Genomic DNA, 21,976 nt, shown 5'->3' on the forward strand with positions numbered 1-21,976 from the left:
GCCGTTAATGCATGCCGACTCGGCTGCAGGCGCCCACTGCCATCAGATCGGAGTTTTGAAGACCATGAGTGTGGAAACACAAAAGGAAACCCTGGGCTTCCAGACCGAGGTGAAGCAGCTGCTGCACCTCATGATTCACTCGCTGTACTCGAACAAGGAAATCTTCCTGCGTGAGCTGATTTCCAACGCCTCCGACGCCGCCGACAAGCTGCGCTTCGAAGCCCTGGCCAAGCCAGAACTGTTCGAAAACGATGCCGACCTGAAAATTCGCCTGAGTTTCGACAAGGACGCCGGTACCGTGACCCTCGAGGACAACGGCATCGGCATGAGCCGCGAAGACGTGATCACTCACCTGGGCACCATCGCCAAGTCTGGCACGGCCGACTTCATGAAGAACCTCACCGGTGATCAGAAGAAGGATTCGCACCTGATTGGCCAGTTCGGCGTGGGCTTCTATTCTGCCTTCATCGTCGCCGACAAGGTCGACGTGTTCAGCCGCCGCGCCGGCCAGCCGGCTGCCGAGGGTGTGCACTGGTCGTCCAAAGGCGAGGGTGAGTTCGAAGTTTCCACCGTCGAAAAACCACAGCGCGGCACCCGTATCGTCCTGCACCTGAAGAAGGACGAGCAGGAATTCGCCGATGGCTGGCGCCTGCGTAACGTGGTCAAGAAGTACTCCGATCACATTGCCCTGCCGATCCAGCTGCCCAAGGAACAGGCAGCCGCCGAAGGTGAAGAGCAGCCGGCCGAAGAGTGGGAAACCGTCAACCGCGCCAGTGCCCTGTGGACCCGCCCGCGTACCGAAATCAAGGACGAGGAATACCAGGAGTTCTACAAGCACATCGGCCATGACTTCGAAAACCCGCTGGCCTGGAGCCACAACAAGGTCGAAGGCAAGCTCGAATACAACTCGCTGCTGTACGTGCCGGCCCGCGCGCCGTTCGATCTGTACCAGCGTGAAGCGCCCCGCGGCCTGAAGCTGTATGTGCAGCGCGTGTTCATCATGGACCAGGCCGAGTCGTTCCTGCCGCTGTACCTGCGCTTCATCAAGGGTGTGGTCGACTCCAATGACCTGTCTCTGAACGTCTCCCGCGAGATCCTGCAGAAGGATCCGATCATCGATTCGATGAAAACCGCGCTGACCAAGCGCGTGCTGGACATGCTGGAGAAGCTGGCGAAGAACGAACCCGAGCAGTACAAGGGCTTCTGGAAGAACTTTGGCCAGGTACTCAAGGAAGGCCCGGCCGAAGACTTCGCCAACAAAGAGAAGATCGCCGGTTTGCTGCGCTTCGCCTCTACCCATGACGAGAGCGGCGAGCAGAGCGTCTCCCTGGCCGACTACCTGGCGCGCGCCAAGGAAGGCCAGGACAAGGTCTACTACCTCACCGGCGAGTCGTACGCGCAGGTCAAGAACAGCCCACACCTGGAAGTCTTCCGTAAGAAGGGCATCGAGGTGCTGCTGCTGACCGATCGCATCGACGAGTGGCTGATGAGCTACCTCAACGAGTTCGACGGCAAGGCCTTCGTCGATGTCGCGCGTGGCGACCTGGACCTGGGCAAGCTGGACTCCGAAGAGGACAAGAAGGCCCAGGAAGAAGTCGCCAAGGAAAAAGAAGGCCTGGTCGAGCGCTTGAAATCTGCGCTGGGTGAGAGCGTTGCCGAAGTGCGTGTGTCGCACCGCCTGACCGATTCGCCGGCAATCCTGGCCATTGGTGAGCAGGACCTGGGCCTGCAGATGCGCCAGATCCTCGAAGCCAGCGGGCAGAAGGTGCCGGACTCCAAGCCGATCTTCGAATTCAACCCGACTCATCCGCTGATCGAAAAGCTGGATAACGAGCAGAGCGAAGACCGCTTTGCCGAGTTGTCGCACATCCTGTTCGATCAGGCGGCGCTGGCGGCCGGTGACAGCTTGAAGGACCCGGCGGCTTACGTTCGTCGCCTGAACAAGCTGTTGGTCGAGCTGTCTGCTTGAGTTGATGCATCGATAAGCCCGCTTCGGCGGGCTTTTTTAATGGTGAATGCCCAAGGAGTGCTTGATGAGCAAGGTAATCGTCGAATCGCTGGTTTATCACCTGTCCGGCAAGACGTATGAAAGCCGCCTGGTGTATGAGCCCGGTGCGCTGGGGCGCCCGGGGCTTGTAATGGCGCCGAACTGGATGGGTATTGGCGAAGGTGCCGAGCGCATTGCCAAGGAAGTGGCCGAGAAGGGCTACGTGGTGCTGATTGCCGACTTGTACGGGCAATCGGTACGCCCTGCCAATGCTGAAGAGGCGGGCGCGGCCATGACGCCTTTGAAGGATGACCGTGCTGAGCTGCGCAAGCGCATGCGCGAAGCACTCTCGCAGCTGCTGGCCCAATCCAAGGCACTGCTGACCCCCGGCAAGGTAGCCACGTTCGGCTTTTGCTTCGGCGGCTGCTGCGCCCTTGAGTTGGCTCGCGATGGCGCTGACCTGAGGGCTGCTGTGTCATTCCACGGCACGCTGGATACCCCCAACCCGGAAGATGCCAAACGTATCCAGGGCTCGGTACTGGTGCTGCACGGTGCCTCCGACCCGCTGGTGCCGAAGGAGCAGCTGCCGGCGTTCGAGGAGGAGATGAACGCGGCCAAGGTGGATTGGCAGCTGTTGAGCTACGGTGGCGCGGTGCACTCGTTCACTGACCCGGGCGCCAATGTACCGGGCAAGATGCAGTATGACCGTCGCACGTCGGAGCGGGCCTTCCGCTCGATGCACAACCTGCTGACAGAAGTGTTCCAGCGCTGACATAGCGGGGGCGCTTTGCGCCCCATCGCCGGCAAGCCGGCTCCCACCCCGACTGCGCCGTTCTTCAGGCCTGCGCTTTACCTGCGCAAGCAACCGTCTTGCCCAATTTCTAAAAGCCGGCGCAAGTCCATGTGGGCTGGCTTGCCGGCGATGGGCTGCAGAGCAGCCCCAACATTACCGGGGCAACTCGATCCTTGAGGTTTCCCCAGGCACCTGCGGCCAATCTCCCGCAGCCCAGCGGGCTCTGGCCTGCTCGATCAGTTCCGGGTCACTGGCCAGGAAATTCCAGTTCATCCGCCGCGGCCCGTCCAGCGGCTCCCCGCCAATCAGCACCAGCTGGCACTCGCCCTGCGCATACAGCGTCACATCCTCGCCCTCCGGTAGCACCACCAGGCTGCAAGGCTCCACATCCTCATCGCCCAGCAACAACTCGCCATCGAGCAGGTAAAGCGCCCGCTGCACGTGGTCAGGCGGTATCAGCAGCGTCGTTGCCGGCTGCATCTGTACGTGCGCATAAAGGGTGGGGGAGAGCACGGGCACCGGTGATTCCAGGCAAAAACCGCTGCCGGCAATCATACAAATGCGTACCCCAAGGCTATCGCTCACGGGCAGGCTGGCGGCGGGGTGATGGCTGTAGCTCGGCGGGCTTTGTTCCAGCTCACGCGGCGATGCCAGCCACACCTGCAGCCCGTGCAGGCGTGAGCCGTGGGCCAGGGCGTCGGCAGGCGTGCGCTCGACATGCGCCACACCGCTGCCGGCAGTCATCCAGCTGACATCGCCAGGCAGAACGCGCTGCTCGGTGCCCAGGCTGTCTTTGTGCAGGATCGCGCCTTCGAACAGGTAGGTCAGGGTCGACAGGCCGATATGTGGGTGTTGGCGGATATCCATGCCATGGCCCGGCGCATAGTCGGTTTCGAGCATGTGGTCGAAGAACACGAACGGGCCGACGCTGCGGCACTGCGCCGACGGCAGTGGGCGCAGGATCGGTTGGCCCTCGACCGATTCGGCGCGCGGGCGAATGACCAATGGGCTGCTCATGCTGTGCTCCAGGCGATGGGAAATAGCACCAGCATAGCGGTTTGCCGTGCACGGCTGAACCGCTGGCTAGCCCGTCAGGTCTACTCTGCTCATACACAGAGAAGGATGCTGCCCCATGATTGCCAGAGTGCTGGCCTGCCTGTTGTTGTGCGTAACGTGGTGCCAGGCGGCACAGGCACGTGATTATCGCTACAGTGACGCCCACCTGCACTATGTGGACTTCTTTCAGGAGACTGAAGGCATGTCTGCACTGATCAAGGCCATGGATGAAGCCGGTGTCGATCACTCGATGATTTCCGGTATTCCGGTGGCCAAGAAATGGCACGAGGATGAGCCCAAGCGGCCGCGCTACTACGCCGGTGACGACGCCGATGCCTACTGGTACAGCGCAACCGATACCTACGTGGCGGCGGCGCTGCAGAAGCTGCCGGCAGAGCAGCGCAAGCGCTTTCACCCTTTCCTGACCGGTTTCAATCCGGTAGACAAGAATGCGGTCAGCCATATCGAGCGCATGCTCGATCTCTACCCGGGGCTCTGGCAGGGCATAGGTGAAGTCTTCACCCGGCACGACGACCTCACTGCGCTCACCAGCGGGGACACGCCACGCGCCAACAACGAGGCCATGACGCGTATCTATCACCTGGCAGCCGAACGCGACATGCCGGTGCTGCTGCATTCGAACATCACCTCAAAGCGTGAGCGCAACCCGCTTTACCTGGCCGAGATCGAGGAACCGTTGCGTAATCATCCGCATACTCGGTTCATCTGGGCGCACGCGGGCACGAGCATGGAGATTCATCGGCATCAGACGCAGATGGATTTTTTATTGCCGGTGCTGACGCGCCTGCTCCAGGACTACCCCAACCTGTATATCGACTTGTCCTGGACTGTGCTCAAGCCGTACCTGCTCGATGACAAGGGGGTGCCGCGCAAGGCGTGGCTGGCGCTGGTCGAGCGTTTCCCTGAGCGCTTCATGCTCGGGTCTGACGTGGTGGGCAAGTTTGGCAGCGTGGGGGAGCAGATGCACGGCTTCGAGCCGTTTCTGGATGCTTTGCCGCAGGAGGTGGCGCAGCAGGTGGCGCGGGACAACTTCCTGGCGGTCTTGCCCAAGGCTCGCTGACGCTCTGCCCGCAGCGCTGCGCGGCACAGGCATACACAAAAGAAAACGCCCCGAACCAGTCGGGGCGTTTTCATTTACAGCGTCAAAGCATCACTTGCCAGTCCAGCGCTTGAGCACGAGGGTGGCGTTGGTGCCGCCAAAGCCGAAGCTGTTGCTCATGACCGTGTCGATCTTGGCGTTTTCTTCGGTTTTGCGCAGGATCGGCAGGTCAGCGACTTCCGGATCCAGTTCGTCGATGTTGGCGGAACCGGCGATGAAGTTGTTCTCCATCATCAGCAGGCAGTAGATCGCCTCATGCACGCCAGCAGCACCCAGCGAGTGGCCCGACAGGCTCTTGGTCGAGCTGATCTTGGGCGCCTTGTCGCCGAACACTTCGCGAACACCTTTGATTTCGGCAACGTCGCCGACCGGCGTCGAGGTGCCGTGGGTGTTCAGGTAGTCGATCGGGGTGTCGACCGTGGCCAGTGCCTGCTGCATGCAGCGAATGGCACCTTCGCCGCTTGGGGCAACCATGTCGTAGCCGTCGGAGGTCGCGCCGTAGCCGACGATTTCGGCGTAGATCTTGGCGCCACGGGCGAGGGCGTGTTCCAGTTCCTCGATCACGACCATACCGCCGCCGCCAGCGATGACGAAGCCATCACGGTCGGCATCGTAAGCGCGCGAAGCCAGTTCTGGCGTATCGTTGCGCTTGGTCGACAAGGCACCCATGGCATCGAACAGGAACGACTGGCTCCAGTGCTCTTCTTCACCGCCACCGGCGAAGACGATGTCCTGCTTGCCCCACTGGATCTGCTCCAGGGCGGTGCCGATGCAGTGTGCCGAGGTGGCGCAGGCCGACGAGATCGAGTAGTTCAGGCCCTTGATCTTGAACGGGGTGGCCAGGCACGCCGAGACGGTGCTGCCCATGGTGCGGGTGACGCGGTAGGGGCCGACACGCTTGACGCCTTTCTCACGCAGGGTGTCCAGCGCTTCCATCTGGTTCAGGGTCGAGGCCCCGCCGGAGCCAGCCACCAGGCCGGTACGCGGGTTGGAAACCTGCTCTTCGGTCAGGCCGGCGTCCTTGATCGCGTCCTGCATCGCCAGGTAGGCGTACGCCGCAGCGTGGCCAACGAAGCGGTAGACCTTGCGGTCGATCAGTTCTTCGAGGTTGAGGTCGATGGAGCCGGAAACCTGGCTACGCAGCCCCTGTTCCTTGTATTCCGGGTTGTAACGGATACCCGGACGGCTGTTGCGCAGGTTTTCGGTGACGGTAGCTTTGTCATTGCCCAGGCACGATACGATGCCCAGACCAGTTATAACGACGCGGCGCATGCGAATAACCCTTAGAAATTGTCAGTGGAGGTGAACACGCCGACCCGCAGGGCGTCGGCAGTGTAGATCTCGCGGCCGTCAACGCTGACCGAGCCATCGGCGATGGCCATGTTCAGCTTGCCCTTCAGGACGCGCTTGATGTGAATGTTGTAGGTGACTTTCTTGGCGGTGGGCAACACCTGACCAAAGAATTTCACTTCACCCGAACCCAGGGCGCGGCCACGGCCGGGCAGGCCCTGCCAGCCCAGGAAGAAACCAACCAGCTGCCACATGGCATCCAGGCCCAGGCAGCCAGGCATTACCGGGTCGCCTTCGAAATGGCAGGCGAAGAACCACAGGTCCGGGGTGATATCCAGCTCGGCGACCAATTCACCTTTGCCGTACTTGCCGCCTTCTTCGCTGATATGGGTGATGCGATCGACCATCAGCATGTTCGGCGCGGGCAGTTGCGCATTACCTGGGCCGAACAGCTCACCGCGACTGCAGCGCAGCAGGTCTTCCCGAGTAAAGGCGTGTTGTTTGGTCATGCGAGCTCCTCAATAACCCCCTGTGGCAGGGGATGAATCTTCCCGGCCAACCCGGCATCAGTCCGGGCGGCAGCCTACAGGTAGACTATTGCGTTGTAGTGAAAGTCACAGCGCACCTGGCGAAAGAAGTACAGGTGTGCACTGAAACGTCTATTTTCAGGGCCGATGACGGTCCTGTCCAGTCCTTAAGACTGCCGCACTTTAGCATTTATCGCCAGTCGCGACTGTCCGGCCAGGCAGCCAGCGTTGCAACACCTGCTGCAGGTCAGTGCGACGCAACGGTTTGCTCAGGTAATCGTCCATGCCGGCGGCCATGCAGCGCTCCCGGTCACCCTGCAGGGCGTTGGCGGTCAGGGCGATGATCGGTAGCTGGCCGCCGTTGGGCAGCAGGCGTATGCGTCGGGTGGCTTCATAACCATCGAGCTGTGGCAGGCGGCAGTCCATCAGGATGGCCGCAAAGCGCTGCTGGCTGACCTTTTCCACGGCCTGGATGCCGTCCTGGGCCACGCTGACCTCCAGGCCCAGGCTGCGCAACATGGCTTCGATAACGCTCTGATTGACCGGATTGTCCTCCACCAGCAGGATCCGTTCGCCTTGGGCGAGCGGGGTGTGAGCCGCCAGCGCGCCGGGCAATGCCGCAGCAGCAGAGCTGGCCAGAGCGAGCGGCATTTCCAGGGTGAAGGTCGAGCCCAGCCCTTCGTGGCTCTCCCCGCGCAGCGTGCCGCCCATGCGTTCAGCGAGGGTACGAGCGATGGACAGCCCCAGGCCGGTACCGCCATAGCGCCGTGAAATCGAGCTGTCGGCCTGCTGGAAGGCGACGAACATCATTTCCAGGCGTTCGCTGTCGATGCCGATACCGGTGTCGCGCACGCTGCAGGTGAACCAGAGCGTCTGACGATCGAGCGCCTGCCAACGAGCCTCGACCTGCACCTGGCCCCGTTCAGTGAACTTCAAGGCATTGCCGACCAGGTTGAGGAGGATCTGGCGGATGCGCGTGGGGTCGCCGACCACCTGCAGCTGCTGGCTCTGGGGCGGTAATTGCAGTTGCAGGTCCAGGCCCCGTTGCTGTGCGCTGTGCTGGAAGGACTGCACGCTGCTGGCGATCAGGTCGGCGAGGTTGAAGTCGATATGCTCCAGTTGCAGGGTGGTGCGTTCGATCCGGGAGAAATCGAGAATGTCGTTGATCACCTTGAGCAAGTGCCCGGTGGACTCGCTGGCCACAGCGGTGTACTCGGCCTGCTCGCTGGTCAGCTGGGTGGTTTCGAGCAGTTGCAGCATGCCCAGCACGCCATTCATGGGGGTACGCAACTCGTGGCTCATCATCGCCAGGAATTCCGACTTGGCGCCGTTGGCCTGCTCGGCCTCCTCGCGGGCCTGGATCAACTGGGCAATGGCTTGCTTCTGTTCGGCGCTGGCCTGTTCCAGGGCGCTGGCCAGGTTGTTGATGTGGCGCGCCAGGTGCCCCAGTTCGCTGTCGTCGACCACTGGCAGCGGGGTGTTGTAGTCACCTTGCTGAATGGCCTTGACCGCATGGCCCATGTCGCTGATCGGCTTTGCGAGGCTCATGGCCAGCCGGCGTGCGAGCAGGAAGGTGAACAGCAGGGCGAACAGTGCCAGGATGCCGGCCTTGATGACGATCTCCTGTTGGCGCTGGCTGAAGGCGTCGTCCGACATGCCGACGATCACCCGCCCCAGATAATCGTCCCCGATCGCCGGCGATGGCGCCTTGCCCTGCTGCAGGAAGTCACTGTCCAGGCGGATCTGTTGAAGGCGGATCGGAGCCTGGAATACCTCTACCCGCTGCGCCCGGTTGGTGCTTTCGTCGGCCTGCTCGACGTAGACGAGGATATGGTTGCGGCTGTCCTGCACTTCCAGAAAGCGCACATGTGGAATGCTCAGGGTGGCGCGCATCAACCCCTCGAGCACTTCGTTGTTGCCTGAGATCACCCCATATTCGGATGCCGGGGCCAATTGGTTGGCGATCAGTTGGCCGGTATGGTTGAGCTCCTGACGCAGGTCCTGAATACGCACGAAGGTGAAGAAGCTGATCAGCAGCAACGTCAGCAGCAGCGCAGGGCCCAGGCTGATGATCTGGGTGCGGGTGTGGATATCCCAGCTCAGGCGTTTGCTCATGGGGTGGGTTCTCCTTCGGCCAAAACCTTGGCAGTGGCGTTTGGATCGATCGGTTCCAGGCCCAGGGCGCGAGCCACCTGCTGGTTGCCACTGACCCCGAAGCGGTCGGGGTACAGGCTGCGCGGCCATTGCGCTGGCGGGCGGTCGAGCAGTCGGTCGAGCACCGCCAGCCAGTCTTCCTGATCGCTGTAGGTACTGGCCAGAGCACCGGCGCGGACAAAACCAGCGTTCGGGCCGATCAACGCCATCTGCCGGCCGTAGCTGCTGAGCAGCAGGTTCTTGGCGGTCTTGGAGTTGTAGAGGTCGGGGTCTTCCAGGCCCAGCAGCACGTCGCTGTTGCCCAACAGATTCAGCAGCGGCCGGCTGTCGCGCTGGTCCGGCCATTGCTGGGCGACGATTTCCAGCCCCAGAGGCCGGGCTGCCTGGCGCAGCTCGTCAAGCAGAAAATGGCTGTGTTCTGCGTACAGCACGCCGATGCGTTGGGCTTGCGGCAACAGGTAGCGGGCCAGGCGCAGCTGGCGGGCCAGGGGCGGATCACTCCACAGCAGGGTCAAGTACGCCGGTCGCGACTTTCCCAGGCGCTGCTCGGCCTCTACGCGGCTGATGCGCATGGCCAAGGCCGGCGGGCCTTTGCTCTCGGCCAGGCGCCACTCCAGTGCGGCGCTGTCAATCAGCACCAGGCGCAGGTCAGCCGGAAGCTTGCCTGGGCGCGGCAGTTGGTCGACGGTCTGAAACCTTACCTGATCGTGGTTGCGGCGGCTTTCGAGCGCTGCGACAAAGCTGCGGATGCCGGGCTGTTCCTCGCCACCGACCAACAGGATTTCGCTGGCGGACAGCGAACCCATTGGCCAAAGGCAGAACACCAGCAGGCGCAGCAGACGGGCCATCAGAACTCCAGCTCCGCGCTGACGCTCAGGCGGTGACGGCTGTCATAGCGGTTCTGCACGGTGGTGGTCGGTTCGTTGTCCAGGCGCTGCTGCCATAACGCGGCCAGTTCGAGGGTGCTGCCCTGGATACGAAAGCGTTTGGCCAGACGCAGGTCGAGGCGCTCGTAGCGGTACTGGTTGAGTGCATCGTCCCCGTAGTAGAACAGCGCACTGGACCAGCCATCACCCCATTCGCGCATCCACCCCGCCGAGCCACTGTTGCGGGCAGTGTTGGCGCTGTCGGCGGGGTTGCTGGCCCAGGCATCGACATAGGCATAAGTGAGCCGCAGGCGGTCGCGCCGGGTGGGTCGCCAGTCCAGCTGTGCCTCGCTGCCGCTGAATCGGGCCTTGTTGGCGTTACTGGCGATGTACTGGTTGTTGCGCAGTGGCTCGCTGATCATTCCGGTGATCTCGTCGTAGAACAGCTTCACATCCATGTTCAGGTCGATATCGGTGAACTGGCCGTTGTAGCCCAGCTCACGTGAGCGCATGCGTTCCTGGTCGAGGTCGCCCGGCCCGCGGGTCTTGACGAAATACTCGCCGTTCTGCTGGCCGAACGCAGTAGGGGTCAGGTTCGTAACCGTGTAGCTCCAGTTGACGTTGTTCTCGAACATGTCCGGGGAGCGCACTGCCTCGGAATACACCGCACGCAAGCCGTGGCGTGGGGTGATCAGGTAGTTGACCGCCATGCGCGGTGACAGCGAGCTGCCGGACAGTTGCGAATCTTCGAACATCGCGCCGCCCTGCACGATCCAATGCTCGTCCGCGCGCCACTCCAACTGGCCAAAGAGGCGCCAGGTCTGATCGTCGAGGCCGCCGTCGAAATACGTCTGCGAGTCGGCGCGGTCATAACGGTAGTTCATGCCGCTGAGCAGGCGCAGGTTTTCGGTCAGGCTCAGGGTGTCCTGGATTTCCAGGTCGTAGCGGGTTTCCCGGGTGCTCTGGTCGACATCGCCGCACACCACGTTGCTGCCGCCCTGGTTGTTCCACTGGTCCTTGATGGCATCGACCAGCGCCTGCTCTTCGGGGTTGCTGCTGTTGGGCGGGTTGTTGGCGCCGCGGGCGACCTGCTCGGCGAAATTCGGGTTGAGCTGCCACAGCCGGGTCAGTTCCGGGCTGAACGACAGCGCTGCGTCGCAGGCGCGCCAGACCTGCTGGCGGTCGAAGTGCTGAGCCGAGCCCTGCACGTACAGGCTGTGGTCAGGGTTGAAGTCGATGTTCCAGCGCACGGAGCCTGCGTAGTCCTTGGCGTTGACGTCGGCATTGTTGCCGCTTTCGGTGACGAAGGGGAATACGGGCTGGTAGGTATAGGGCCGCTGGTTGCTGCCTTCTTTGGCTGCCAGTTGCCATTCCAGTGTCTGGTTTGTCGCCAGGTTGTGGCTGACGCTGAGGTTGAAGCGGTTCAGGCGGCGGCTGTCGCGGTAATCCTGGCCGAACTGGTTTTCATCGAAGCCGTCATCTTTCTGGCCCGACACCGACAGGCGCAGGTCACCGCCGTCCCAGCCGAAGCCGTGGCTGAGGTAGTAGTCATCGATGCCATCCTGGCCGCGGGTCAGCTTCATGCGCGTGCCGTGGCTGTCGGCGGGATTGCGGGTGAGAATGTTGACCACCGCCATCAGTGCGTTGGCGCCGTAGCTGACGGTGTTGGGGCCGCGGAACACCTCGATGCGTTCGATGTCCTCCAGCGCCACCGGGATGTCGCTCCAGTCCACCGTGGCCAGGCCGGCGCGGTACACCGAGCGGCCGTCGATGAGCACCTGCATGCGTCGGGCTTCGTTGACGTTGGTGCCGTGGTAGTTGACGGTCGGCTGGTTGCCGGCGCCGTAGCCGATCATCATCCCCGGCACCAGGCGCAGCAGTTCGGGAATGTCGCGGGCGCCGCTGGCTCGGATCAGTTCGCTGTCGAGCACGGTCATGCTGCCCGGCACGGCGGCCGGGGACTGTTTCAGCCGGGTGGCGGTCAGAACCTGTGGCAGGTCGGCGTTGTCGATGAACAGGTCGTCGGCCACGGCCGGGCTGCCGAGCAATGCTGTCAGCAGCAACAGGCGAGGGTAGGGAGGCGTGCCAGGGAACACGATACGGCCTTGTATCAGAGTTGAAACAGGCATGTTAACTGACCATGGAGCTTTTGCCAGCCAAACGGTGGGCTGCGGGCTGCAAGCTACGAGCTACAAGCTACAAGCTACAAGCTGCAAGAAACAGCGACCTCACTGGCCACAAGGGTTTCTTATGGCTTGAAGCTTGAAGCTTGAAGCTTGAAGCTTGAAGCTTGAAGCTTGCGGCTTGCGGCTTGCGGCTTGCGGCTTGCGGCTTGCGGCTTGCGGCTTGCAGCTTGCGGCTTGCAGCTTGCGGCTTGCAGCTTGCAGCTTGCAGCTTGCAGCTTGTAGCTCGCAATCCCTGGCTTGGTCGTATAATGGACCCCGTCGCCAATTAACTAATGGCTTTAACGGATTGAATATGACTGAACAGCAACCTGTTGCAGTTCTGGGAGGCGGCAGCTTCGGCACCGCAGTGGCGAACTTGCTGGCGCAGAACGGCGTGCCGGTGCGCCAATGGATGCGTGACCCTGAGCAGGCCGAGGCCATGCGCATCAATCGCGAGAACCCGCGCTACCTCAAAGGCATCCGCCTGCATGACGGCGTCGAGCCGGTCAACGACCTGCTGGCCACGTTGCACAGCAGCGACCTGATCTTCGTTGCGCTGCCTTCCAGCGCCTTGCGCAGCGTCCTGGCCCCGCATGCCGGGCTGTTGCGCGGCAAATGCCTGGTCAGCCTGACCAAAGGCATCGAAGCACAGAGCTTCAAGCTGATGAGCCAGATCCTCGAAGAAATCGCACCCGATGCACGAATCGGTGTGTTGTCCGGGCCAAACCTGGCCCGCGAGATCGCTGAGCATGCGCTGACCGCTACCGTGGTCGCCAGCGAAGATGAAGACCTCTGCCAGCGCGTGCAGGCGGTATTGCACGGGCGTACCTTCCGTGTCTACGCCAGCAGCGACCGCTTTGGTGTCGAGCTGGGCGGTGCCCTGAAGAACGTCTATGCGATCATCGCTGGCATGGCCGTGGCATTGGGGATGGGCGAAAACACCAAGAGCATGCTGATTACCCGGGCGCTGGCCGAAATGACCCGTTTCGCCGTGAGCCAGGGTGCCAACCCCATGACCTTCCTCGGCCTTGCCGGGGTCGGCGACCTGATCGTCACCTGTTCTTCGCCCAAGAGCCGCAACTACCAGGTCGGTCACGCCCTGGGCCAGGGCCTGACGCTGGAGCAGGCAGTCACTCGCCTGGGCGAAGTGGCCGAAGGGGTCAATACCCTCAAGGTACTCAAGGCCAAGGCTGAGGAGGTCCAGGTCTACATGCCGCTGGTGGCCGGGCTGCACGCCATCCTCTTCGAAGGCCGCACGCTGAACCAGGTGATCGAGCGCCTGATGCGTGCCGAGCCCAAGACCGACGTCGACTTCATTTCCATCAGCGGTTTCAACTGAGCCTTCAGCGGCTTCAACTGAGCCTTCAGCGGCTTTGGACAGAACAAGGAGCGACACATGAACGATACCCCTGAGCGCGCCCAGCGCGAATCGATCATCCTGCGCGTGTTGTGGATGCTGGTGTTTCTGGTGGTGTGGCAATTGGCCGAGCTGTTGCTCGGCGGCCTGGTGCTGGTGCAGCTCATCTACCGCCTGATCTACGGCGCGCCGAGCGCCAGCCTGATGAACTTCGGCGACAGCCTGAGCCAGTATCTGGCGCAGATCGGTCGCTTTGGCACCTTCCATACCGACAGCAAACCGTGGCCTTTCGCTGACTGGCCCACGCCGCGTGCGCCGGAAGGCGAAGCGCCCCATGCCGTTGCCCCAGCACCCCATCCGGTACGCGACGAGGAGCCTAAACTGTGAAACTGTGGGTATTGCGCCACGGTGAGGCTGAGCCCAGGGCCAACACCGACGCCGAACGGCGCCTGACTGCCCACGGCCGCGAGCAGGTGCTGCACAGTGCTGCGCACCTGCTTGGCCAGCCGCTGCAGGCCATCCTTGCCAGCCCCTACGTGCGTGCTCAGCAAACGGCCGCCCTGGTACATGACACTCTGGGCTTCGCCGAGCCGGTGCGCACCGTGCCCTGGCTGACGCCGGAAAGCAATGTGCAAGAGGTGATCGCCGAACTCGAACGCCTGGGGCTTGAGCAGGTATTGCTGGTCAGCCACCAGCCGTTGGTGGGCGCGCTGGTGGGCATGCTGGAGCATGGCCACGCGCAACAGCCTGCGCCGCTGAGCACCGCCAGCCTGGCGCAGCTTGAAGGCGACTGGCCGCTGGCGGGGCTGATGACCCTGCAGGCCCTGCATCACGCCCCTTGAGTGATCGGCAACGGGCCTTGGTGCCTGTTGCCGTGCCCTCTGCCGATCGCTCGCATACCCGCCTGGTGAGCCCTCGGTGACCTGATCGCCCTCGCCGATGACCTTTACAGGCGTTGCCGAGCGCGAGCGGGATGCCGACAATGGGCCATCATCCCCGTACCGGACCAGGTGCCATGTCGCAGCAGATCTTCTTCGCCCATGCCAACGGATTCCCGTCGGCCACCTACGGCAAGCTGTTCGCTGCCCTGGCGCCGGATTACCAGGTGCAGCATTTGCCCCAGCATGCTCATGACCCCCGCTTTCCGGTGAACGAGAACTGGCAGAGCCTGGTGGACGAACTCTTACACCACCTGGCCAGGCAGGATCAGCCGGTGTGGGGTGTCGGGCACTCGCTCGGTGGCGTGCTGCACCTGCATGCAGCCCTGCGCTGCCCGGCGTATTACCGCGGTGTGGTCATGCTTGACTCACCGGTGCTGACCCGCGCCGATCAGTGGTTGCTGCGCACCGCCAAGCGCTTTGGCTTCATCGACCGCATTACCCCTGCTGGCCGCACCCTGGGCCGGCGAGAAGCGTTCAGCGACCGCGCCAGCGCACGGGATTATTTCGCCAGCAAGAAGCTGTTCCGGCATTTTGACCCCGACTGCCTGGAAGCCTACCTCGAGCATGGCCTGGAAGACGTGGAGCAGGGGGTACGCCTGTGCTTCGATCCGGCTACCGAGATCAGCATCTACCGCAGCATTCCTCACGCCAGCCCGGCCCCTGCACGGCAGCTTCAGGTGCCCCTGGCGATGGTGCGGGGGGAGCGCAGCGATGTGATTCGTCGCCACCATACGTTGGCGGTGCGCGGCATGCCCAAGGGCGAATACCACAGCGTGCCCGGTGGGCACATGTTCCCGCTGGAGCGGCCGACAGACACTGCCAGCCTGATCAAAGGCCTGTTCGACCGCTGGGGCCAGGCATGAGTGCCCATGTCGAGGAAATCCGCCTCAGCCTCGGCCATATCGAACTGGCTGCTCACCTGTTCGGCCCCGAAGATGGCCTGCCGGTGATCGCCCTGCATGGCTGGCTGGACAACGCCAACAGTTTTGCCCGCCTCGCACCGCAGTTGAAAGGCCTGCGTATCCTCGCCCTGGACCTTGCCGGGCACGGCTACTCGCAGCACCGCCCGCCAGGCGCCGGCTATGCGCTGGCCGACTACGCCCATGATGTACTGCGGGTTGCCGAACAACTGGGCTGGCAACGGTTTGCCCTGTTGGGGCATTCGCTGGGGGCGATCATTTCGGTGCAACTGGCCGCCGCCCTGCCAGAGCGGGTCAGCCACCTGGCGCTGATCGATGGCGTCATCCCGCCGACCGGGGCCGAGGAGGATGCCGGCGAGCGCCTGGGGTTGGCGCTGCAGGCCCAGTTGCGCCTGGATGGCAAACGCAAGTCGGTCTACAAGTCCCTGGAGGAGGGCGTGCAGGCGCGCATGAAGGGCATGGTCGCGGTCAGCCGGGACGCTGCCGAGTTGCTCGCCCAGCGCGGACTGATGCCGGTGCCTGGCGGTTACAGTTGGCGCAGTGACAGCCGCCTGACGTTACCGTCGCCGGTGCGCTTGAGCCATGCCCAGGCCATGGCCTACGTGCGCCGGGTGAACTGCCCGGCCTGCCTGGTGGTGGCGGCCGATGGCATGCTGGCGCGCCACGCTGAGTTGCTGCAGCAGCTAACCTTTGAACAGACGGTGCTGCCCGGTGGCCATCATCTGCACCTGAACGATGACCACGGTGCGGCCCTTGTCGCAGACTGTATCAATCGCTTCTTTGGCTTTGCTTGACTTGGGCCGGACAAGTGTCGAGGCTTGGCGGGTTGAACAGGGAGACAACCATGCAACTGCCAGACATCCTGGAGCTTCATCACGGCGCTCGCCGCCGCGCGGGTCGCCGATGAGCGTGCCCGTCATGATTCGTACTGCCGGCGCCTGCCTGGCGCTCGTCAGCCCGTTGCTGTGGGCCGGCGCCCTGCCGGTGCCTGTGGATGCCAAAGTGGTCGAACAACGCCCGGCAGTCGAGCAGGAACGCATCTACCCAATGGGCCCACTGCGCAAGATCAGCGGCCGTCTGCGCGTGGACGACAAGGTCGAGAGCCGGGGCCAGGTCAGCTCCATCACCTACGAGCTGCCGGAAGAGCGCACGGCGCGCGAAGCTTTTGCCAGCGCCCGTGAAGCACTGCAGCGCGATGGCGGCTATCCGTTGTTCTGGTGTCTGGGCCGCGATTGCGGCGAAGCCAGCCTGTGGGGCAACGAGGTATTCGGCAGCGCGCGGCTCAATGGCGGTGACGAGCAGCAGGCGTTCATCCTTCTGCGCCGCTCCGCCGAAGAGGCCGATACCCTGGTGGCGCTTTACGCCGTAACCCGCGGCAACCGTCGCGCCTACCTGCACGTGGAAGAGTTCGTCGCCAGCAGCCCGCTGGGTGAATTGCTGCCGACACCCGCCACGGTGCTGCTTGAAATGCGCGACACTGGCAAGCTCGACTACCCCGACCTGGGGGCACCTGAGCCTGCGTGGGTGGCGCTGTTGGGGCGCAGCCTGAAGCTGGATATCACGTTGCGCGCCAGCCTCAGCGGTGCCCAGGCCGAAGCCTGGCGTCAGCAACTGATCAAGGCCGGCGTACGCAGCAACCGGCTCGAAGTCGGCAATACCCCCACCGATGGCCTGCACCTGGAACTGATCCGTTGAATGAGCGCCACCATGGCCAACAATGATCGCCTGCTGATCCAGATTATCCTGCTGACCTTGCTCGGCGCCACGTTGTGGGTGATGGCGCCGTTCATCTCCGCGTTGTTGTGGGGGGCAATCCTGGCATTTGCCAGTTGGCCGCTGATGCGCCTGCTGACGCGCGCACTGGGTGGGCGTGAAACATTGGCGGCAGGCCTGCTGACCTCGGCCTGGATCCTGATCGTGGCCTTACCGCTGGTGTTGTTGGGCTTCAACCTCGCCGACCACGTTCGGGACGCCACTGCCTTCGTGCGCGACGTACAGGTCGATGGTTTGCCTGATGCCCCGGCATGGCTGGGTGGCATTCCGCTGGTAGGTGAGCGGCTGGTCAGCGGCTGGCAATCCCTGGACCAGCAGGGTGCTGCGCTGATCGCGTCGGTCAAACCTCACCTGGGGCAGGTCGGCAACTGGTTGCTGGCGCGCAGTGCGCAAATCGGCAGCGGTGTGCTGGAGCTGACGCTGAGCCTGGTGTTCGTATTCTTTTTCTACCGCGATGGGCCGCGCCTGGCGGCGTTCGTCCTGCGCTTGCTGAACCGCCTTGTAGGTGAGCGTGCCGAGTATTACCTGGACCTGGTAGCGGGCACCGTGCAACGGGTGGTGAACGGGGTGATCGGTACTGCGGCGGCACAGGCACTGCTGGCCTTGATCGGCTTCCTGATTGCCGGTGTGCCGGGGGCCATCGTGCTGGGCCTGGTCACCTTCATGCTCAGCCTGATCCCCATGGGGCCGCCACTGGCGTGGATACCCGCGACGGCATGGCTGGTATGGAAGGGTGAGTACGGCATGGCGGTGTTCCTGGGTATCTGGGGCACCTTCGTCATCAGTGGTGTGGACAACGTGCTCAAGCCTTACCTGATCAGCAGGGGCGGCAACCTGCCGCTGGTCATCGTGCTGCTCGGGGTGTTTGGCGGTTTGATTGCCTTTGGCTTCATTGGCCTGTTCATCGGGCCGACCCTGCTGGCGGTGGGGTATAGCCTGCTGCTGGACTGGAGCCGCAACGCCGGGCAGCCAACCCCCCAACCTTAGCCTGCCTGACCCCTGGCGGGCTTGCCCGCCGATGGGCCGGTGCAGGCAACGGCCCGTCCTGATCTTTACGCATTCTTTATCCCCAGCCCCGCGCCTCGATCTCGCCCCTTTACGCCTTCCCCTCGGACAATTCCCCCAAAGCGGCCCAAGCCGTAACCAGGGGAGATCCACACATGAACATGCTCGACGGGCTGTCACTGCTACTGGCAGTGGCATTGGCGGTTTACCTGCTGATGGCGCTGCTGCGCGCCGATCGCAGCTAGGGAGCGGCCATGCACAGTTATGACTACGCGTTGCTGTTGGCGTTTTTCGCTATCGTGCTGCTATCGGCACCCTGGCTCGGGCGGTTCTTCTTCAACGTCATGGAAGGCCAGCGGACTTGGCTGACGCCGCTGCTTGGGCCGGTGGAGCGGGGCTGCTACCGGCTGGCCGGCGTGCGCGCCGATCAGGAACAGAACTGGAAGCAGTACGCCCTGGCGCTGATGGCGTTCAACCTGGCCGGCTTCGTGCTGCTCTTCAGCGTGCTTTTGCTGCAAGGGTACCTGCCGCTCAACCCGCAACACTTGCCCGGCCTGGAATGGTCGTTGGCGTTCAACACCGCGGTGAGTTTCGTCACCAACACCAACTGGCAGGCTTACAGCGGTGAAGCTTCGGCCAGTTACCTGAGCCAGATGCTTGGCATGACCGTACAGAACTTTGTCAGCGCCGCTACCGGGCTGGCCGTACTGGTCGCCTTGTGCCGCGGCATCGCCCGGCGCTCGGCCAGCAGTATTGGCAACTTCTGGGTCGACATGACCCGTGCCACCCTGTACGGCCTGTTGCCGTTCTGCCTGGTGCTCGCGCTGCTGCTGGTCTGGCAGGGTGTGCCGCAGACTTTCGCTGACTACGCCCACGCAGTGACCCTGCAAGGCGCTGACCAGACGATTCCGCTCGGCCCTGCCGCCAGCCAGATCGCGATCAAGCAATTGGGGACCAACGGTGGCGGCTTCTTCGGTGTCAACTCGGCGCACCCGTTCGAGAACCCCACGGCCTGGAGCAACCTGTTCGAGGTGGCTTCGATCATCCTGATCCCGGCCGCCCTGGTCTTCACCTTCGGCCATTACGTCAAGGACCTGCGCCAGAGCCGGGCGATTCTTGCCTGCATGCTCGGCCTGTTTCTGATTGGCGGCGCGACCGCGCTGTGGTCGGAGCACCAGCCCAACCCGGCGCTTGACAGCGCGCAGGTTCAACAGAGCGCACCCCTGGAGGGCAAGGAAAGCCGCTTCGGCACGACCGGCTCGGTGCTGTGGGCGGTGACCACCACCGCAGCGTCCAACGGGTCGGTCAACACCATGCACGACAGCCTCAACCCACTCACCGGCATGGTCGCCATGGTCAACATGATGGTCGGCGAGGTGATCTTCGGCGGTGTTGGCGCGGGGCTCTACGGCATGTTGCTGTTCGTGTTGATCGCCGTGTTCCTGGCCGGCTTGATGATCGGCCGGACCCCGGAATACCTCGGCAAGAAACTGCAGGCTCGGGAAGTGCAGCTGTTGGTGGCAACCCTGCTGGTGATGCCGGTCGGCGTGCTGGTGCTTGGCGCTATCGCCGCCAGCCTGCCAGGCCCTGCCGGCGCGGTCAGCAACCCGGGTGCCCATGGCTTCAGCCAGTTGCTCTACGCCTACACCTCCGGCGCCGCCAACAACGGCTCGGCGTTCGCAGGTTTCGGCGCCAACACAGTGTTCCACAACGTGATGATCGGCCTGGCCATGCTCATCGGCCGCTTTGGCTACATCCTGCCGATCCTGGCCTTGGCTGGCAGCCTGGCAGCGAAGAAAAGCGCGCCCCAAGGGCTCAACAGCTTCCCGACCCATGGCCCGCTGTTCACCGGCCTGCTGCTGCTGACCATCCTGCTGGTCGGCGGCCTGACCTTCCTGCCAGCCCTGGCCCTTGGGCCAATCGCTGAACACCTGAGCCTGGGTTTCTGAGGAACCGACCATGAATATGCCCATTCCTGAAGTGAACGCCCGGCACAGCGCCAAGGACCAGACCCGCTTCGCCGCGCTGTGGCGCCCGGCGCTGGTGCAGGCATTCGTCAAGCTTGACCCGCGTCAGCTCAAGCGCTCGCCGGTCATGCTGGTGGTGGCTTTGACCGCCGTCTTGACCACCGTGCTGTGCTTTGCGCCCGGCAGTGACGTGAGCACCGGCGTTGCTGTGCAGATCGCGTTGTGGCTGTGGTTTACCGTGCTGTTCGCCAACTTTGCCGAAGCGCTGGCAGAGGGCCGGGGCAAGGCCCGCGCCGATAGCCTCAAGGCCGGCAGCCAGGGGCTGACCGCAGAGCGCCGGACGCGCGACGGCACGTTCGAGACCGTTGCCGCTGCGCAGTTACGCAAGGACGACGTAGTCCGTGTGGTGGCCGGCGAGATGATCCCAGGTGACGGCGAGGTGCTCGAAGGCATCGCCGCGGTCAACGAAGCGGCCATCACCGGTGAGTCGGCGCCGGTGATCCGCGAATCCGGTGGTGACCGCTCGGCTGTCACGGGCAATACCCGGCTGGTTTCCGACTGGTTGCTCATTCGCATCACCAGCAACCCTGGCGAGTCGACCCTGGACCGCATGATCGCCCTGGTCGAAGGCGCCAAGCGGCAGAAGACGCCCAACGAAATCGCGCTGGACATTCTGCTGATCGGCCTGACGTTGATCTTCCTGATCGTCGTGGTGACGCTGCAGCCATTCGCTCACTTCGCCGGCGGCAGCCTGCCACTGATTTTCCTCGCGGCACTGCTGGTGACGCTGATCCCGACCACCATTGGCGGCCTGCTGTCGGCCATCGGTATCGCCGGCATGGATCGCCTGGTGCGCCTTAACGTGATCGCCCGCTCGGGCCGTGCCGTAGAGGCGGCCGGTGACGTGCACACACTGATGCTCGACAAGACCGGTACCATCACCTTTGGCAACCGCCGCTGCAGCGCCCTGCATGCCGCCACCGGGGTGACTGCCAAGGAACTGGGCGAAGGTGCCTTGCTCGCTTCGCTGGCCGATGACACAGCCGAAGGCAAGTCGATCGTCGAGTACCTGCGCCAGTTGCATGACTTCGTCGAGCCGGGCGCGGGGCAGTTCAACGCCGTCGCCTTCAGTGCCGAGACACGCCTGTCGGGCATCGATTTCCAGCAGCATTGCTACCGCAAGGGCGCCGTTGATGCCGTGCTCGCCTTCGTCGGCATGCAGCGCCTGGAAATGCCGCTGGCGCTGACGCGTGAAGTTGAACGCATCGCCCAGAGTGGTGGTACGCCGCTGCTGGTGTGCGTGGACAAGCGCCTGCTGGGTGTGATCCACCTCAAGGACGTGGTCAAGCCTGGCATCCGCGAACGCTTCGCCGAGTTGCGCAAGCTGGGTATTCGCACGGTAATGGTGACCGGCGACAACCCGCTGACTGCCGCGGCCATCGCCGCCGAAGCCGGTGTTGACGACGTGCTGGCCGAAGCCACGCCGGAGAAGAAGCTGGCGCGCATCCGCCAGGAGCAGAACGACGGCCGCCTGGTGGCCATGTGCGGCGACGGTGCCAACGACGCCCCGGCCCTGGCCCAGGCTGACGTGGGCATGGCCATGAACGACGGTACCCAGGCTGCGCGCGAAGCCGCCAACATGGTCGACCTGGACAGCGACCCGACCAAGCTGCTGGACGTGGTCCAGGTGGGCAAGGAGCTGCTGGTGACCCGTGGCGCGCTGACCACCTTTTCCATCGCCAACGACGTGGCCAAGTACTTCGCCATCCTGCCGGCGTTGTTCGCCGCCATCTACCCGCAACTGGGCGTGCTCAACCTGATGCACCTGGCCAGCCCGCAGAGTGCGATCCTTTCGGCCATCGTGTTCAACGCGCTGATCATCATCGTACTGATCCCGCTGGCGCTGCGCGGTGTGCGGGTACAGGCGGCCAGTGCTGCTCATCTGCTGCGACGCAACCTGCTGATCTACGGCCTGGGCGGCATCATCGTGCCATTTGTCGGGATCAAGCTGATCGACCTGCTGCTCAACGCTTTGCACCTGGTCTGAGGAGGCCA

Annotated in this window: 19 protein-coding genes; 13 read left to right on the forward strand and 6 right to left on the reverse strand. The window is 63.5% G+C overall.

The features are described from left to right. The first annotated feature begins 64 nt into the window (after positions 1-64). Both htpG and ACIPZH_RS22915 read left to right on the forward strand, forming a co-directional pair. The gene (gene htpG, locus ACIPZH_RS22910; protein ID WP_241807042.1) at positions 65-1,969 is read left to right on the forward strand and encodes a molecular chaperone HtpG; all 1,905 of its coding nucleotides are present in this window, start codon (positions 65-67) and stop codon (positions 1,967-1,969) included. A 64-nt stretch (positions 1,970-2,033) separates the two neighbouring features. Then, positions 2,034-2,759: a dienelactone hydrolase family protein gene (locus tag ACIPZH_RS22915; protein ID WP_241807041.1), complete on the forward strand. Its 726-nt coding sequence runs from the start codon at positions 2,034-2,036 to the stop codon at positions 2,757-2,759. 174 nt (positions 2,760-2,933) lie between these two features. Here ACIPZH_RS22915 and ACIPZH_RS22920 read toward each other — a convergent pair whose 3' ends face one another. Beyond that, a complete protein-coding gene (locus ACIPZH_RS22920) occupies positions 2,934-3,797 on the reverse strand; it encodes a pirin family protein (RefSeq protein ID WP_400637957.1) in 864 nt (287 codons plus the stop codon). 115 nt (positions 3,798-3,912) lie between these two features. Here ACIPZH_RS22920 and ACIPZH_RS22925 point away from each other — a divergent pair, with 115 nt between their 5' ends. Further along, positions 3,913-4,917, forward strand: a complete 1,005-nt coding sequence (locus ACIPZH_RS22925) for an amidohydrolase family protein (protein WP_400637958.1) — start codon at positions 3,913-3,915, stop codon at positions 4,915-4,917. A 90-nt stretch (positions 4,918-5,007) separates the two neighbouring features. On the opposite strand, the gene fabB is transcribed toward ACIPZH_RS22925, so the two are convergent. From fabB to ACIPZH_RS22950, 5 genes are all read right to left on the reverse strand, one after another. Continuing rightward, on the reverse strand, positions 5,008-6,228 hold the full coding sequence (fabB, locus tag ACIPZH_RS22930; RefSeq protein WP_400637959.1) for a beta-ketoacyl-ACP synthase I: 1,221 nt from the start codon (positions 6,226-6,228) through the stop codon (positions 5,008-5,010). Between the two features lie 11 nt (positions 6,229-6,239). Then, a complete protein-coding gene (fabA, locus tag ACIPZH_RS22935; RefSeq protein ID WP_241807037.1) occupies positions 6,240-6,755 on the reverse strand; it encodes a 3-hydroxyacyl-[acyl-carrier-protein] dehydratase FabA in 516 nt (171 codons plus the stop codon). 201 nt (positions 6,756-6,956) lie between these two features. Continuing rightward, positions 6,957-8,888 carry an ATP-binding protein gene (locus tag ACIPZH_RS22940; RefSeq protein ID WP_241807036.1) on the reverse strand — a complete coding sequence of 644 codons (1,932 nt, stop codon included), beginning with the start codon at positions 8,886-8,888 and terminating at the stop codon, positions 6,957-6,959. Then, positions 8,885-9,775 (reverse strand): ABC transporter substrate-binding protein, encoded by an 891-nt coding sequence (locus tag ACIPZH_RS22945; RefSeq protein WP_400637961.1) that lies wholly within the window; start codon positions 9,773-9,775, stop codon positions 8,885-8,887. The genes ACIPZH_RS22940 and ACIPZH_RS22945 overlap by 4 nt, the downstream gene beginning before the upstream one ends. Beyond that, positions 9,775-11,922 carry a TonB-dependent receptor plug domain-containing protein gene (locus ACIPZH_RS22950; protein WP_400637962.1) on the reverse strand — a complete coding sequence of 716 codons (2,148 nt, stop codon included), beginning with the start codon at positions 11,920-11,922 and terminating at the stop codon, positions 9,775-9,777. Before ACIPZH_RS22950 ends, ACIPZH_RS22945 begins: the two co-directional genes overlap by 1 nt. Positions 11,923-12,271: 349 nt before the next feature. Between ACIPZH_RS22950 and ACIPZH_RS22955 the strand changes: the two genes are divergently transcribed. The 10 genes from ACIPZH_RS22955 (at position 12,272) to kdpB (ending at position 21,968) form a co-directional block, all read left to right on the forward strand. Then, complete coding sequence (locus ACIPZH_RS22955) at positions 12,272-13,297, forward strand: NAD(P)H-dependent glycerol-3-phosphate dehydrogenase (protein WP_241807033.1); 1,026 nt, start codon at positions 12,272-12,274, stop codon at positions 13,295-13,297. A gap of 57 nt (positions 13,298-13,354) precedes the next feature. Further along, positions 13,355-13,702, forward strand: a complete 348-nt coding sequence (locus ACIPZH_RS22960; protein ID WP_046785237.1) for a DUF4389 domain-containing protein — start codon at positions 13,355-13,357, stop codon at positions 13,700-13,702. After that, entirely contained in the window at positions 13,699-14,157 is a 459-nt protein-coding gene (sixA, locus tag ACIPZH_RS22965) for a phosphohistidine phosphatase SixA (protein WP_241807032.1), read from the forward strand. Before ACIPZH_RS22960 ends, sixA begins: the two co-directional genes overlap by 4 nt. A gap of 173 nt (positions 14,158-14,330) precedes the next feature. Beyond that, positions 14,331-15,119, forward strand: coding sequence for an alpha/beta fold hydrolase (locus ACIPZH_RS22970; RefSeq protein WP_400637963.1), 789 nt, complete (start codon positions 14,331-14,333; stop codon positions 15,117-15,119). Continuing rightward, positions 15,116-15,970, forward strand: coding sequence for an alpha/beta hydrolase (locus tag ACIPZH_RS22975; protein WP_400637965.1), 855 nt, complete (start codon positions 15,116-15,118; stop codon positions 15,968-15,970). Before ACIPZH_RS22970 ends, ACIPZH_RS22975 begins: the two co-directional genes overlap by 4 nt. Positions 15,971-16,079: 109 nt before the next feature. Continuing rightward, positions 16,080-16,871 carry a DUF4892 domain-containing protein gene (locus ACIPZH_RS22980; protein ID WP_400637967.1) on the forward strand — a complete coding sequence of 264 codons (792 nt, stop codon included), beginning with the start codon at positions 16,080-16,082 and terminating at the stop codon, positions 16,869-16,871. A gap of 12 nt (positions 16,872-16,883) precedes the next feature. After that, positions 16,884-17,936 carry an AI-2E family transporter gene (locus ACIPZH_RS22985; protein WP_241807028.1) on the forward strand — a complete coding sequence of 351 codons (1,053 nt, stop codon included), beginning with the start codon at positions 16,884-16,886 and terminating at the stop codon, positions 17,934-17,936. A gap of 173 nt (positions 17,937-18,109) precedes the next feature. Continuing rightward, positions 18,110-18,199 carry a K(+)-transporting ATPase subunit F gene (gene kdpF, locus ACIPZH_RS22990; RefSeq protein WP_039602773.1) on the forward strand — a complete coding sequence of 30 codons (90 nt, stop codon included), beginning with the start codon at positions 18,110-18,112 and terminating at the stop codon, positions 18,197-18,199. A 9-nt stretch (positions 18,200-18,208) separates the two neighbouring features. Continuing rightward, positions 18,209-19,903, forward strand: a complete 1,695-nt coding sequence (gene kdpA / locus ACIPZH_RS22995) for a potassium-transporting ATPase subunit KdpA (RefSeq protein WP_400637969.1) — start codon at positions 18,209-18,211, stop codon at positions 19,901-19,903. Between the two features lie 10 nt (positions 19,904-19,913). Continuing rightward, the gene (gene kdpB, locus ACIPZH_RS23000; RefSeq protein WP_400637971.1) at positions 19,914-21,968 is read left to right on the forward strand and encodes a potassium-transporting ATPase subunit KdpB; all 2,055 of its coding nucleotides are present in this window, start codon (positions 19,914-19,916) and stop codon (positions 21,966-21,968) included. Positions 21,969-21,976: the final 8 nt, after the last annotated feature.

This window comes from Pseudomonas sp. NPDC089758 (assembly GCF_044748705.1).
GTDB lineage: Bacteria > Pseudomonadota > Gammaproteobacteria > Pseudomonadales > Pseudomonadaceae > Aquipseudomonas > Aquipseudomonas putida_X.